Origin of the sequence: Bacillus sp. 3103sda1 (assembly GCF_024159135.1) — a bacterium.
Classification (GTDB): Bacteria; Bacillota; Bacilli; order Bacillales; family Bacillaceae_G; genus Bacillus_A; species Bacillus_A rhizoplanae.
Genome location: NZ_JAMYWS010000001.1, coordinates 4,148,801 through 4,164,039, shown reverse-complemented (window position 1 = coordinate 4,164,039; position 15,239 = coordinate 4,148,801). Strand labels below are relative to the sequence as shown.

The following is a 15,239-nucleotide window of genomic DNA, read 5'->3' as shown; positions in this document are numbered from 1 at the left end:
ATGTCTGGACAAATTCGTATGAGTCCTGAGGAACTTAAAGCTAAAGCAGCTCTATATGGTAGAAGCTCTCAAGAAATTGATAGTATTTTACGCAAGCTGGAAGGGCTACAAAATGAATTAAGAGGTGAATGGGAAGGTCGTGCTTTCCAAGGGTTTGATCAACAATTTAATGAATTAAAACCGAAAGTACAAAGCTTCTCTCAATTATTACATGAGATTAACGTTCAATTAGACAGAACTGCACAAGCTGTTGCTGAACATGATGAGCAGCTATCACGTAATTTTGGCTTGAAATAAGAAAGCTTGAATAGTAGAAGATTGATAAATGAGCCATGCGACTTTTGTTGTATGGCTGATTTATATATAAGTGGTTTAATTTTGAAATTTTAATAATAATCATTCTCTCCATTGCAATTATGTTGATGCAGTTTAAGGCTATACATTTGAAGGACAAAAATAAGCTGCATTCTAACAATGGATAAATTATTTCATATTCACAGGAGTGGTAAGTATTGAAAAAAATTCAATGGAGGATCTTGTTGTTTATTGTTTTAGCTCTTGTACTAGCAACGGGAACTTCCTATTTAGCATTAAATCATAAGGTTAAAAAAGAGGATGAAACTAGTGCTAAAAAAATGGCAGTTGCCGTAGTAAACGAAGATCAAGGAACGACGTTTGAAGGGCAGAAAATAAATTTTGGAGATCAGTTTACAAAAAACATTAGTAAAAATGATACACAACAATGGTATGTAGTAAGTCGCGGAATAGCGGAAAATGGTTTGAAGAATAATAATTATAACATGATGATTGTTATTCCGAATGATTTTTCTCAGAAAGCGGTTGCTATTAATTCGGATTCGCCAGAAAAAGTAACGATAAGTTACAAAATTAATGCTACTGGTAATAAAGATTTGAAGGCAGAGGCAGAAAATACTGCGGCTTCTATTTTAGAAGAGTTTAATAAGCATATAGTAGATGTTTATTTTGCTAGTATTGTTGGGAATTTACAAGGTGCACAAGATAATATACAGGCAATCACCAACAAAGAACAAGCTCAATTGAATGTATATAAGACAGATGTACATAGCCCTTTAGCAAACTATACACAACAGTTTAAAACAGTACAAGATTATACAGGAGTTTCAATAGATACATTTAAAGGGTTTCAAGGTGTCTTGAATGGGTTTGAACAAAATATTGATGGAACCGCACAATCTAATTTGGCTTTCCAAAATAGTTTTGGTAATTTCCAAAAGACACAAGGGGAAAATAGTTTAGTTGCAAATAATTTCTCTAACCAACTGAATCAATTCAATAGCGATTTAAGTACAGAGGATGTATTAAAAAGGCTAGATACTTTGGAGTTAACTAACAAAGCGATAGCTGATCAATTCACTCTTGCAGATAACAATGCTAACATTTTATCAGATTCAGCTGCTATTCAAAATTACTTAACAGACGTTAATAGTAAAATTCGCAGCTACGATGCAGATTTAACTGAAAAGTTAAAGTCGGATATTGAAGCGGAGACTCGTGAGAAATTAAAGAAAGCCATTTCGGGTGAGGATCAAAAAGCAGTATATCTAAATACACTTATGCAGCAACCGAACGATGCAATTAAAGGAAAAATTGAACAGCAAATCAATCACTTACCGAGTATGAATACGGAAGAGATAGATCAGCTCCCGTTACCAGATGAAACAAAACAAGAGTTAAAAAATGTGATTCTAGTTACTGGAAAATACAATACAGAGAATCAATTTTATCCTGAAGATACAGGACAAACCCCTTTAGGAAATACAATAAAAACCATTAAAGAGGATCTTGCAACAAAAGGAATCATCTTTAATGATGTCAAAAAAGTGCCGAAGATGGATGCTGCTCAAACGTTCACTTTAAATCTTCCTAGTGAGTTTGGTCTTCAGTCATTAGTAATTGATGGCAAAGATTATACAGAAGAATTTTTAAATAAAGGCACAGTTACTTTACCAGCGCGAAAAGAAGGGAATTTAGAGGTTCGTGTACATGTTAAATTGCTAGATCCAAATGCCAATATAGATGTGTTTACTCCAGTAAATTGGCAGTGGAATTTAGATCATAAGTCTGAGAAGAAAACACCTCCTGAATCAGGAAAGCCTTCCAATCCTAATGGAAAAGAAGAGGCCGGAAAAACTGGTAATACATCGATAAGTGCAGCCTCACAAAAGGTAACGAAAATAGAACAAACAACGGATACAAATCCAGGTGATCCAAATAAGGGCAATGGAACAACCCCAAGTGATCCAAATAAGGGCAATGGAACAACCCCAAGTGATCCAAATAAGGGTGATGGAACAACTCCAAGTGATCCAAATAAGGGTGATGGAACAACTCCAAGTAATCCAAATAAGGGTGATGGAACAACTCCAAGTGATCCAAATAAGGGCGATGGAACGACCCCAAGTGATCCAAATAAGGGTGATGGAACAACCCCAGGTGATCCTAACAAAGATAAAACTAAGGTAGAAACAATTGAACGCACGAATGATCGAATCTCACATCAAAAGGCAGAGTATTTATATCCAGATTCAACAAATGTATTAATTCGTGATTCTGTTAAAACAGTACAAGCTTATCAGCAATTGTTAAGTTTGTATGAATTGTATTATGGCTTTGATATGAAGTCAGGAAATTTAGAAACAAAGTTAGAAGAAGGAACATTAAGTGATCAAGCTGCACCAGATTCTCTTTATTACATTTTCAATAAGCAAGATATAGTAGATGTAATGGCAAACTTTATTGCAACTGAGATTACTGGTGAAATAACGGCAGAAACAAATGATTTAAAACAAAAAGTCGATACGTATATGGAATTAGTAGGTAATGCTGATCAAAATTCAGAACACTTGGCAGAAGTATTAAAACAAACAACAGAACAAGCTCAAGTTATGAATGCGACTTTAGGAGAATACTTAAAAAATGTAGAAGCATGGCGTGAAAATAGTTTGAAATTAATAGATGACCAAAAAGTAGTGGCGACTAATCGTGATGGTGAACAAACAGCCGTGTTAGCATTAAATTCCGAGTATAATTCATTGTTAACGCAAAGCCAATCTTTAAGTGATGCGTCTAAAGGAAATCTATTAGCGGCAGATAACGTGTATAAAACGTTTGATGAAATTAATAATCAGGCAAAAGAAATTCAAGATAGTGGTGTAACGATCGTATCGAAAGCGAATACATTACTAGATGATTATAGTGAAAAAGTAGCAGATGACAAGGATTTCTCCAAAAACTTTGCGAAAGTACTGTCAAATAGCCGTGTTGGAGAGCGTCAAAATGAAGACTTATATCAATTTTTAGCAAATCCAGTTCAGAAGCAAAATGATGGTACGATTACAGCTGGAGATGCATTTACACCGTACTTAATGGTATTGGTATGCTTTATTGTTGCTTTATTTACTTCTTATGCAATCGCACATCAAGAGAAAAGACGTAGTCAAAAAGATGATTTTGAAGAAGAATTCTCTACGATGCTTTCAAATGTACCAATTACTTCAATTACTTTAGGGATTGCAATTGCAGAAGGGATAACGATTGGTATTATTTCAGGGCATTTACTACAATTTGATCAGACACGTAATTTAATGTGGATTGGTTCTATTACAATGATTATGGCTGCTTTAGTTCTGATTTCCACATATTTATTACGTCAGGTAAAAATGATTGGGATGTTTATATTATTAACATTCTTTAGTATGTATTTGTTCTTAACGAATGCAGTGGGAATGAATATAGATAAGATGTCGTACTTTGGAAAAATACGTGAATTCTCACCACTTCAGTATCTTGAAACATTTTTAAATAACTTTATAAGTGGTAAAAATAGTGAGCCTGCTATTTTTGGATGTATTATTGGCTTAGCCATTTTTGGATTTATTATCAATCTCTTTGTATGGCATAGAAGAAGAGGAGAGGGACAAGAGTTAGATGATCAAATCACGGAAAGTATTAGTTAATTTATCATTGTTTCTTTTCCTTGGCTCATTTGCCGCGTTACCGATGAGGTGCGCGGCAGAGAGCTACCTCAATGATAATGGGAAAATGGAGTTTAAAGTAGATCGAATCGAACAAACAGATGAAGAGAAAATGAATAAAGGGGAACAAGAAACGGAATTAGATAAGGCAGGAATAGAATTATTTAATCCAAAAGTAGAAAAAGAAATTGAAGAAAAACAAAAGAAAGAAAAGAAACAGATGAAAGAATTAAGGGAATCCTTATTTCTCAATACAAAAACAAATGATGATATTAAAGATACAAAAGAAAGTTTATTCCAGGAAAACTACGCGGTGCAAATGAATTCAAGTGAAACAAATAATAATCAAACCACAGAGGGAACCCCAATTAGTACAACGATGACGGTACTACTCATCGGTGGGATTCTATTCATTTGTAGTGGCATTTATGTCATTATTCGAAAAACTGGGGTATAAGGAGAAATATGAATGGCTGTTCAAACACATATTAATGTCACCGTAGATTTTAGTAAATGGAATGGGAAAACATATGATTTACGCATTCCTAATCATCAATCTATTAAATATTTGTTGAAGAATTTAATAGAAACTTTAAAAGTTCAAAATCATGATGGGTCACATTATGTCATAAAAGTTGTTAATAAGTCGCTATTACTAACAGACAATGATCGGTTAATAGATTATGAAGTAACTGATGGAGATATTTTACAAGTACTATGACTACTTGGATAAATAGTTCAATGTGTAGAAATTTATGTATACGATCAAAAGGAGAAGAACATGGTGGAGAAAACGATTCAGATTGATTCGATGAATTATCGATTTGAAATAGGCGAAGGGACTTGGAAATTAGAACTTGCCCAGTCACAAACTCGAGTAAAAGATTTTTGTCAATTTGATTTATTAATGGAGAAGTCAGCAATCTTTGTTCCGGTAGCAGTAGAAGAAACAGAGGATGCCTTTGTCTTTTCATACGAAGTTAGTCAGAAACTAAAGAAGTGGGACGATATAAAAGATTTAGAGAGAAATGAAAAATTACGATTACTTCGAAATGTCGCTCGTTTTAAAGAGTATTTACATAGAAGAATAACGTTCTTTTTACACCCGGAAAATCTAGTATTTGATGCTAATTATTTACCTTTTATTGTTCATCGTGGAATTCGAGAGATTGTTCCGCCAACCCCCATTACAGAAGAAAAATTCTTATTACAATATAAATGTTTAATTATTGCATTGTTTTCTAAAAAATATAGCTATGATGAATTGTATAGTGGCGTCTTGAAAAATGCAAAAGAAACAACATTTGAGCAAAATGTTGTTAGTATGAACAGTTTAGACGAATTAATCCAATTTATTGAGGATAGCTTTGAAAAAGAACAAAGAAAAACAGAAAAGAATATGCAAATTGTCCCTAAGAAAAATTTTAAAAGATTCAAATATATGGCGTATTCTTTTGCCGCAGCTACTGTTATTTTAATAGCACCATTATCGTATTACGCGTTTATGAAAGTGCCTTATCAAAATACATTGTTAGAAGCAAATAAAAACTTTTTAGCTACTGATTATGATCAAGTCATTAGTAATTTACGAGATGAAGATGCTGAGGGACTACCTTTAGCTTCTAAATATGAACTGGCATATTCTTATGTTAAGGGTGAGAAATTAGGGGACCAGCAAAAATCATCTATTATGAAGAACATCAGTTTAAAAAGTGATGAAAACTATTTGCTGTATTGGATTTATAACGGTAAAGGAGATTTTAACAAATCTCTAGATATAGCAAAGCAGATTGATGATCCACAATTAATCATGTATGGCTTAATCAAACAAATAGAAGCTGTGAAAAATAATCCAAAATTGTCGGGAAAAGAACGAGATGAGAAGTTAAAAACATATCAGCAACAGTTAGATGAGTATAAAAAGAAATATAGTGATACATCTGATGAAAAAGATTTATCTAATACGAACAAATAAACAAACTAAGAACGTTAAAAGAATGAAACTTCTTTTACTTCATGTATCCTGCTCTAATGGATAGTAAAACTCTCACCTCAAAACGTAAAGAAAAGAATCTAGGTGGGAGTTTTACTATCTTTAAGAGAAACAGTACACATATTTTTTTAACTATAGAAGCTAACAAAGGAGTAGTGGAGAAGGATGAAGCAACAACTTCTAGCAGTGAGCTATGGCGATAAATTGTATAAATGTCGCCTAAATCCATCTGAACGTCCCGTTGTGACAATTGGGAATGAGTGGTCAAATACAATTACGAATCTTGATTTAGAAGAATCGCTTACGATGAATTGGGACCTTGAGAATCGTGTATGGAAAATAGAAGATAGAACCATCCATGTTAACAAGGGGAATCAAATTGAACTGAAAAATCATAAATCTCTCCATGTGTGGATCACATATGTTGAAGAGGTTGCTGTATATGATATAGCGACGAAGTATTCCATCACGCTTAGCGAACGTGAAGGTGATGATATTACCATTGATGGAACAGGTGCAGACCTCGTATTCATTCGTGAGTCATTAGATGAACCATTCAAAGTTAACGTATACGAAGGACGTGTATTTCATAACCATCAAAAATTAGAAGGTAGTGCTATTTTAGAAAGTGGAGATCAATTATTTTTTGATGGTGTAACAATTCAAATTGGACATGAAGATATTCAATTTGGAGCAGCCAAAGACAAAGTACAATCAATATTACCTCGTTTACTTGAAGCAGATAGCTATTTTCGTGATGAATATCCAGACTACCATCGTTCACCACGCATTATTTATCGTGAGCCAGTTGACAAAATGACAATTGCAAAGCCACCAAGTGAACCATCAAAACCAACAGAACATTTAGTGCGAATGATCGCTCCGTCCCTTGTTATGATCATGGTCACTGTACTATTGGCAATCTTTATGTCAAATGGCTTATATATATTTGCCTCATTAGCGATGACTGTAGCGACAGTAATTATATCGATCACATCGTATATTAAAAGTTTAAAGCAATACAAAATTGATATTGTAGAGCGTGACACAAGTTATAGAGAGTATTTAAAACAAAAGACAAAAGATTTATATGAAGAAACTGAAAAGCAACGTCATGCACTTCACTATCATTATCCAGATGTTGCAGAAATTCGCAACATGGCTATGCAGGTAAACTCACGCATATATGAAAAAACGATGCTTCATCATGATTTCTTAACATATCGTGTTGGAGCAGGTCAGGAAAATACTAGTTTTGAAATTCAATTTAACGAAGAAGAATTTAGTCAAAAGAAAGATGAATTAATTGATACAGCACGTGAACTAAGACAACAATACCTTTCACTACAAGATGTTCCAGTCGTGACAGATTTAATGAATGGACCAGTCGGATATATTGGACAACGTTCTTTAGTGTTAGAACAACTGCAACTTTTAGTTATGCAAACTGCACTATTTCATAGTTACTATGATTTGCAGTTTATTACATTGTTCCCTGAAGAAGAAAAGAAGAAATGGGATTGGATGCGCTGGCTGCCGCATGCAAGTGTGCGCGATATTAACGTACGTGGTTTTGTGTACCATGAACGCAGCCGTGACCAAGTACTAAACAGTCTGTATCAAATATTAAAAGACCGCAAAATGAAAATAGAAGAAAAAGGTTCTTCTAATGAAAAATTATATTTTGCACCGCACTATGTTGTACTCATTACAGATGAAAAACTGATCTTAGATCACATTGTAATGGAATTCTTTAATGAAGATCCAACGGAATTAGGAGTATCACTTGTATTCGTACAAGATGTAATGCAAAGTCTACCAGAACATGTGAAGACAGTCATCGATATAAGGGATTCGAAGAAAGGGAATATCATCTTAGAAAAAGGTGAACTTGTTAACCGCCAATTCGCGCTCGATCATTTTCCAAAAGACTTTAACTTAGAAGATGTATCCCGTGCATTAGCACCGCTGAATCACCTACAAAACTTGAAAAATAGTATTCCAGAAAGTGTAACTTTCTTAGAAATGTATGGTGTTGAGAAAATTCAAGAATTAAACATTACAGCAAGGTGGGAAAAAAATGCAGCCCACAAATCATTAGCTGTGCCACTTGGATTACGCGGTAAAGAAGATATTGTAAACCTAAACTTACATGAAAAAGCACATGGACCACACGGATTAGTGGCAGGTACGACAGGTTCTGGTAAATCAGAGATTATTCAATCATACATTTTATCTCTTGCGGTTAATTTCCATCCGTATGAAGTAGCATTTCTACTCATTGACTATAAGGGCGGCGGAATGGCGAACTTATTCAAGGACTTACCGCACTTACTAGGAACCATTACGAACTTAGACGGTGCACAAAGTATGCGTGCACTAGCATCGATTAAAGCGGAATTACAAAAGCGCCAGCGCTTATTTGGGGAACATGATGTAAACCATATTAACCAATATCAAAAACTATACAAACAAGGCAAAGCGAAAGAACCAATGCCGCACTTGTTCTTAATTAGTGATGAATTCGCAGAGTTAAAGGCAGAACAGCCTGACTTTATGAAAGAGCTAGTATCAACAGCACGTATCGGTCGTTCTCTAGGAATTCACTTAATCCTAGCAACGCAAAAACCAAGCGGGGTTGTCGATGACCAAATTTGGAGTAACTCGAAATTTAAATTAGCATTAAAAGTACAAAACACATCCGACAGTAACGAAATCTTAAAAACACCAGATGCCGCAGAAATCACACTGCCAGGACGAGCTTACTTACAAGTCGGAAATAACGAAATCTATGAATTATTCCAATCTGCATGGAGCGGTGCTGATTACATAGAGAACAGAGACGATCAAGAGCATTTAGACGCAACTATTTATGCGATTAATGATTTAGGGCAGTATGAGATTTTGAGTGAGGATTTGAGTGGTTTTGGGAAACAAGAGAGCATCGCAAAAGTACCAACCGAATTGGATGCAGTCATTGATTACATTCATGAGTACACAGAAGAAGAACAAATAGCACCGCTGAAGCGCCCATGGTTACCGCCTTTAGAAGAACGTATTTACTTGCCGCAACTGCAATTTGTTGATTTCCAACAAGCGTGGCAAGAACCGAAAAGCGATTTAGAACCGATGATTGGTATTGTTGATATTCCAGAGATGCAAGCGCAAGAGCCATTACAACTGAATTTAACAAAAGAAGGACATATCGTAGTCTTTGCAAGTCCAGGATACGGGAAATCAAGTTTCTTACAATCTGTTGTAATGGATTTAGCACGGAAGCATAGTCCAGAACATTTGCATGTCTATTTATTAGACTTTGGTACAAATGGTTTATTATCGCTAAAAGGCTTACCACATGTTGCGGATACCCTTATGGTAGATGATTTGGAGAAAATAAATAAATTTATTAGACGTTTATCCCAAGAGCTTAAAGTTCGAAAACAACTACTAAGCAAATATGGTGTCGCAAATATGGCAATGTATGAGAAAGCAAGCGGTAAATCTCTTCCGAATATTTTAATTACTTTAGATAACTATGACACGGTACGCGATGGACAATTTGGTGATGAATTTGAAAGAATGATTACACAAATTGCACGTGAGGGCGCGAGTATTGGAATTCATTTATTAATGAGTGCGGGCCGTCAAAACGCAATACTGATGTCACTTTTAGCTAATATTAAAATGCAAATTGCACTCTATAACATTGAGCAAAACGAAGCGCGAAATATTGTTGGACGTACAGATTTAACAATTGAAGAATTACCAGGGCGAGGACTTGTGAAACTTGAAAATCCAGCAGTTTTCCAAACAGCGCTACCAACGATAGGAGAAGATGCTTTGGCTATTGTTGAAGCTATTCAAGAAGAAGCGAAAGCTATGAATCATGCATGGAAAGGTGAAAGACCGTTGCCAATTCCAATGGTGCCTGAAGTACTACATTATCACGAGTTCATTTCTTGGCCGCAAACGAAGCAACTTATTGAAAACAAGCAAATACCATTTGCAGTTGATATGGAAGAAGTACAACCTGTCGCATTTGATTTAGAAAAGCATCAAAATATTGTTGTTATAGGAGATCAATTAGAGATCATTGAAAATTCGATGGAAATGATTCTACAACTTCTAAAACGTAGTGACGCATACGATATCGTTTTATTTGATAACAGTACAATGAGATTCACTGGAAGCAAAGAGGTAGCTGCACAGTATGTTTCTAATGGAACAGAGATGGAAGAGGTAGCTGCTGCACTAAGAAATGTATGGAAAAGACGAGAAGAAGCATTTATTGAAATGCAGAAAGAAAGCAATGGTCAACTATCAATCCATGAATTTAAAAAACAGCTACGACCTATTGTTGTTGTAATAACGGATGTTCCATTTATTAATAGCACATTGAATACAACAGTAGAAGACAATTTAGGAGAACTCATCGAAAATGGGCATCGAATGGGTATTCACTGTATTATTTCTGGTACAAATGGTCTATTAGGAAAAGATTACGACAGGGTGAACCAAGCTGTGAAAAAACAGAAAACGGGTATTGTATTAACAAAAGTTGCAGACCAATGGCTGTTTGAAGTTTCTAACCGTCCTTACAAAGAAAAGAATTTACAACCTTATGAAGCCTACTTTATACAGCAAAACATGGCTGAAAAAATTAAATTAGCAGCTTACTTATCGCCAGTGGAGAATTTACGTTAAAAGGGTGGGGATGGATTTGTTTGATTTCTTAAAAAATGAATATGAAAGAAAACGAGATTACTATAGGAATCTATACCAAGACTTACAAGAAAACATCACGGATTATTCAAATGGTATAGCTGAAATTAATAGTATGCTAAGTAGTTATAAAGGCAAGATGCCCCATTCATCAAGTGGGAGTATCCCATCCAATGAATTTGTGTCGAAACGTGAGCAACTGGATGAGAAGCTGACGAAGTATATTTCAGCCGCAAAAGAGAAACAGTCGAGTTTAATAGCAGCTAAACAAGCAGCTTACAATCGTTACATTTATTACAGGGACCAAGCAAATGCAAAGGCTAAAGAAGGGAAGTGATGAAGATGGGGAAAGTTGAGATTATTGATAGCGATTTACAGCAAGCAATTAGCTGCTCTAAAGCAATCCAGGAAGCATTAAACACATCCTATGAAAAAAGCAATGATTTGAAAAGCTTTGTAAAATCAGCTAAATGGAGCGGGAGCACACGCGGAGCGTTTGAAGCATACTTAGATTTAATTACGCAATACCATAGAGATATGAAGCATATTATGGACAAGCATACGACAGCGTTAGAAAACTTAAATACGTACGTGAGAAATTTCGAAGATACAGCAGATGTGAGGAAAGTGAGGAATTTATAGCTCATGATAGATTCACAAATGATCAAGGATACTTTCAGTACAGAAGAATTATATTTACTAGCAAGTGCTTTTGATGCCAATGTCATTTTTGGTCTAGATTCAAAAGAGTTACTAATCATGAAGGGTCTAGACGTAATGGAACAAGCAAAACAAAAATTAATAGATAAAGAAATATTAACAGTAGACGGGAAAATAACAGAAGGCGGAGCCACTGTTATTCAAACACTACAAACTTATTATAAAAGCCGCAAGTATGTACGACTAAATCAGTTTATGTTTGCTTTTTTAGAGGAGAAATCAGATGAGTTAATCATGTTAGTTGAAATCATACCTCATCAGCAATATCAATTACATGTTCTCTCTAAAGCAATTGTATTGAAAATGCTGACTGAGCATTTCCCTATGCTGCTAAGGGAACCACAAGAAGATGAATACAAAGAACTAACGCGTGAAGCATCTGATCAGGAAAGAAAAGAGATGGAACAACGCTCCTTATCAGGTCAGGGCATGATAAATATGGAACTGTTTCATCTGACGGAAAAACCAGCGTTACAGTCCAACCAACGCTACTATCAACAATGGCTTTTCTTTGAAGAAGAGAAAAAAGTAGCAGCTGTTAATTTAGTAAAAGAGCAATATTTGTTTGTAAGTCAGTTCTGGCTATTAAAGCTTGTATTTGATGAACTGGAATTTCCTTATACGAAGGAGGAAATCGTAAATGGCTAATGCTGTGTCTGATGGCCAAAGCATTCAGATGAATGTGGATGAAATGACTACGATTTATAAGTACTTACAAGAAATACTAAGTACATTTGAAAATGAGATTCAAGCATCCAGTCATAACATCCAGCAATTTAAATACTACAAAGATGGAAAAGCGAAACAGGTTGTAAGTGAGTATGAGAAAATTTTGAACAAAACAATGGAAATCAGAGATCATTACGCTCGCATAATGTCGCTAGTTGCCTATACTTTAAACTCCATGATGGAAACAGATGAAAAACTGGCACAAGAAATTATAGAAAAAATTGGGGTGTAAGCCATGGACGTGAAGTATATCCCACAGGACTGGGAGAAAACAGAAGAGGGAATTGGTAATCTAGTTGGCCTCGGTAAGTGGGGAAAAGGGGTTATTGACAAGCTGAAAAAACTGGATGATATAGTGGAAGATGCAAAAGATTCCATAGGGGAATACGATGTTGACGGAGTCGTTCACCTTCAACATACGAGCCAAAAAAGTAAGTATCAGGATTTATATGAAGATTATGAAGTGCTCCATGATTTTAGCGAAAAAGTAGGAGAACTGATTGATACTGAAATTGATCAGCCATTTTATGAAGATATAGATGCCTTTGCACAAGCTATGCGAGATTTAACAATAGAAAAATATACAACTAGTAACACCATCGGCGCTAAAGAAACAATCGCGACGCCGATGGGAGGTTCCTATGTGCAAACGACAGAGCGCGTCAAAGATAAAATCACAGTGAATGATATCTTTACTTCCAATAATGTATTCGCCACTAATTTAAAGGCAGAATTTGAGGCGTATACGAAAGCACATCCAGAAGAGAATGTATCGTATACTACATACCAAAAGGCAGCATTAAATAGTCGGGCATTCACCTATGATTCAATTAAAGATCAGCAACAAAACAAAGAATTTTGGCGTGATATAGCAATACTAGGTACAACAATCGTATTAGCTGTTGCCACTCCGTTCTTTCCTCCAGCCGGTATCGCATTAGGTGCCCTTGTAACGAGTGTTGGGGCAATGGAACTTTCCAGCGCAGCAACGGGAAAAGACTGGATGACAGGACGAAAACTCGATACATCTGAACGTTGGCTACGCGGTGTATTGGCGTTTGTAGATGTATTACCTGCGGCAAAAGGATTACATGCCTTTGGAAATGTTACAACAGGTCTAAAAGCAGGTACTAGTACAACGACGATTAAAAACGCTTCAAAAGTAGGGCTAGAAGAAGGCGGATCTCGCTTGAAGCAGGCTGATAATCTTCTTACAGAACGGGCGCAAAATGCGAACAAATTATCAGGTGAGAAACTCGAAAACCTTGAGCTGAATATAGAGAAGAAAACACCTGTGGAAAATGCGCCAGTGTTTGAGAAGAAATCGGCGGAGTTTTTTGATGGATTGAATTTGAAGAGTGGTGCGAAGGATACGACAGAAGAAGTGCGTAATGTTGCAACTAAATATAGTTATAATATGATAGAAAATCCTGGGCCTTTAGCTGAAATGAGGGGAAATCCGGCATCAAATTTTCTAGCAGGAAAATATAATGTGAAAACTTTGGATGAAGATACAACTCTATATCGTTCAGGCAAAAAAGGAGGATTAACAATTCCAGGAGAAGAACAAAATGCGCTTGGACAGTGGTTTACAAGAGAACCAGCAGAATCAGTTGCAAAAGTGCGAATAGATTCTGCGGTTAAAGCTCAATGGATAGATCCTAAAACAGGTGTACTGACAGGTACTTCGCCATTAGAATCAACATACGCAATAAAAATTCCTAAAGGAACTACAATATATGAAGGTCCCGTTGGATATCAAGGAGGTCTTTACCTTGGTGGAGAGAATTGTAATCAAATTTTTATTTCAGAACCATGGAAGATTAATGGAGTAGAACCTTTAAGTGAAACACCAATAAATTTGAAGAATGGTGCGAAGGTTGCGACAGAAGAAGTACGTAACGCCGCAACTGAATATAATTATAATATGATAGAAAATCCTGGGCCTTTAGCTGAAATGAGGGGAAATCCGGCATCAAATTTTCTAGCAGGAAAATATGATGTGAAAACTTTGAATGAAGATACAACTCTATATCGTTCAGGCAAAAAAGGAGGATTAACAATTCCAGGAGAAGAACAAAATGCGCTTGGACAGTGGTTTACAAGAGAACCAGCAGAATCAGTTGCAAAAGTGCGAATAGATTCTGCGGTTAAAGCTCAATGGATAGATCCTAAAACAGGTGTACTGACAGGTACTTCGCCATTAGAATCAACATACGCAATAAAAATTCCTAAAGGAACTACAATATATGAAGGTCCCGTTGGATATCAAGGAGGTCTTTACCTTGGTGGAGAGAATTGTAATCAAATTTTTATTTCAGAACCATGGAAGATTAATGGGGTAGAACCTTTGAGTGAAACACCAATAAAATAGGAGGCATGATAATGAGTTCAAGTAAGTTAGTAATAGATAAATTAGAAAAGCTTTTTAGTGAATTGAGTGTAATATTAGAGGAAAGTAGAAAAGGTGATATAGATTATCAGATATCTGAAGTTAGATATGTAATTAATATTTTAAATGAATGCCAAAATAATAATTATACTGATTCTGATGATGTTATAAAGGAAATAAAATTAATTCATAGTAATTTATATCCACCAAGAGGAGGATTATCTGATTTCTTTATATGGAAGGCGGATTTTAATGAACGTGTTAAAGCCAATGAGCCTTTAGGGAGAATTGGGGATGAATTGTGGGAAATGTTAAAATAATTAATTGTCAAGGAATAGAAAATAATTAACTGCGCTAAAAACTACAAATAAGCATAAAAAGAAGTTTCTAATGCGGATTGTTACGGAAAGTATGAGAAATCTTGCGGAAATTTCTTTAGATGATTAATGGTAATTTATGATAAATATATAATGGATGCTAATGATATATCTATTGGAGTTCTTCTTTATAAGTTTTAATTTAGACAAGATAGAGATAACGATTTTCTGTCCAACCGCTGATATTTGTGTCATGGGAACCCTCAAGCGTAACAATGGGAAAAGATTGGCTGACAGGCTGGAAGCTTGATACACTTGAACATTAGATGCGAAGTGCTTTCGCATTCGTA

General features: G+C 35.4%; 12 protein-coding genes. All 12 read left to right on the top strand.

Translation table 11 applies throughout. The features are described from left to right. The 12 genes from NKR74_RS20850 to NKR74_RS20795 all read left to right on the top strand — a co-directional run bounded on the left by NKR74_RS20850 (position 1) and on the right by NKR74_RS20795 (position 14,892). Positions 1-297: a WXG100 family type VII secretion target gene (locus NKR74_RS20850; RefSeq protein ID WP_098306453.1), complete on the top strand. Its 297-nt coding sequence runs from the start codon at positions 1-3 to the stop codon at positions 295-297. Between the two features lie 242 nt (positions 298-539). Then, positions 540-3,998 carry a type VII secretion protein EsaA gene (esaA, locus tag NKR74_RS20845; protein ID WP_253630726.1) on the top strand — a complete coding sequence of 1,153 codons (3,459 nt, stop codon included), beginning with the start codon at positions 540-542 and terminating at the stop codon, positions 3,996-3,998. Beyond that, complete coding sequence (gene essA, locus NKR74_RS20840; RefSeq protein WP_253630725.1) at positions 3,970-4,473, top strand: type VII secretion protein EssA; 504 nt, start codon at positions 3,970-3,972, stop codon at positions 4,471-4,473. Before esaA ends, essA begins: the two co-directional genes overlap by 29 nt. Before the next feature lie 12 nt (positions 4,474-4,485). Continuing rightward, complete coding sequence (locus NKR74_RS20835) at positions 4,486-4,737, top strand: EsaB/YukD family protein (protein WP_098306458.1); 252 nt, start codon at positions 4,486-4,488, stop codon at positions 4,735-4,737. Between the two features lie 60 nt (positions 4,738-4,797). Beyond that, entirely contained in the window at positions 4,798-5,991 is a 1,194-nt protein-coding gene (gene essB, locus NKR74_RS20830) for a type VII secretion protein EssB (protein WP_253630724.1), read from the top strand. Between the two features lie 183 nt (positions 5,992-6,174). After that, the gene (gene essC / locus NKR74_RS20825; RefSeq protein ID WP_253630723.1) at positions 6,175-10,713 is read left to right on the top strand and encodes a type VII secretion protein EssC; all 4,539 of its coding nucleotides are present in this window, start codon (positions 6,175-6,177) and stop codon (positions 10,711-10,713) included. Positions 10,714-10,729: 16 nt separating this feature from the next. Continuing rightward, on the top strand, positions 10,730-11,068 hold the full coding sequence (locus tag NKR74_RS20820) for a chorismate synthase (RefSeq protein WP_098306464.1): 339 nt from the start codon (positions 10,730-10,732) through the stop codon (positions 11,066-11,068). A 5-nt stretch (positions 11,069-11,073) separates the two neighbouring features. Further along, positions 11,074-11,373, top strand: coding sequence for a WXG100 family type VII secretion target (locus tag NKR74_RS20815; RefSeq protein ID WP_098306810.1), 300 nt, complete (start codon positions 11,074-11,076; stop codon positions 11,371-11,373). Positions 11,374-11,376: 3 nt separating this feature from the next. After that, the gene (locus NKR74_RS20810; protein ID WP_098306466.1) at positions 11,377-12,099 is read left to right on the top strand and encodes a DUF5081 family protein; all 723 of its coding nucleotides are present in this window, start codon (positions 11,377-11,379) and stop codon (positions 12,097-12,099) included. Further along, positions 12,092-12,412, top strand: coding sequence for a hypothetical protein (locus NKR74_RS20805; protein ID WP_253630722.1), 321 nt, complete (start codon positions 12,092-12,094; stop codon positions 12,410-12,412). Before NKR74_RS20810 ends, NKR74_RS20805 begins: the two co-directional genes overlap by 8 nt. A 3-nt stretch (positions 12,413-12,415) precedes the next feature. Further along, positions 12,416-14,554 (top strand): pre-toxin TG domain-containing protein, encoded by a 2,139-nt coding sequence (locus NKR74_RS20800; RefSeq protein ID WP_253630721.1) that lies wholly within the window; start codon positions 12,416-12,418, stop codon positions 14,552-14,554. Between the two features lie 11 nt (positions 14,555-14,565). Further along, a complete protein-coding gene (locus NKR74_RS20795) occupies positions 14,566-14,892 on the top strand; it encodes a hypothetical protein (protein WP_098306470.1) in 327 nt (108 codons plus the stop codon). Positions 14,893-15,239: the final 347 nt, after the last annotated feature.

Coding starts and splice junctions, on each gene's coding strand:
- NKR74_RS20850 (WP_098306453.1), top strand. CDS start 1: ATGTCTGGACAAATTCGTATGAGTCCTGAGGAACTTAAAGCTAAAGCA.
- essA (WP_253630725.1), top strand. CDS start 3,970: ATGATCAAATCACGGAAAGTATTAGTTAATTTATCATTGTTTCTTTTC.
- NKR74_RS20835 (WP_098306458.1), top strand. CDS start 4,486: ATGGCTGTTCAAACACATATTAATGTCACCGTAGATTTTAGTAAATGG.
- essB (WP_253630724.1), top strand. CDS start 4,798: ATGGTGGAGAAAACGATTCAGATTGATTCGATGAATTATCGATTTGAA.
- essC (WP_253630723.1), top strand. CDS start 6,175: ATGAAGCAACAACTTCTAGCAGTGAGCTATGGCGATAAATTGTATAAA.
- NKR74_RS20815 (WP_098306810.1), top strand. CDS start 11,074: ATGGGGAAAGTTGAGATTATTGATAGCGATTTACAGCAAGCAATTAGC.
- NKR74_RS20810 (WP_098306466.1), top strand. CDS start 11,377: ATGATAGATTCACAAATGATCAAGGATACTTTCAGTACAGAAGAATTA.
- NKR74_RS20805 (WP_253630722.1), top strand. CDS start 12,092: ATGGCTAATGCTGTGTCTGATGGCCAAAGCATTCAGATGAATGTGGAT.
- NKR74_RS20800 (WP_253630721.1), top strand. CDS start 12,416: ATGGACGTGAAGTATATCCCACAGGACTGGGAGAAAACAGAAGAGGGA.
- NKR74_RS20795 (WP_098306470.1), top strand. CDS start 14,566: ATGAGTTCAAGTAAGTTAGTAATAGATAAATTAGAAAAGCTTTTTAGT.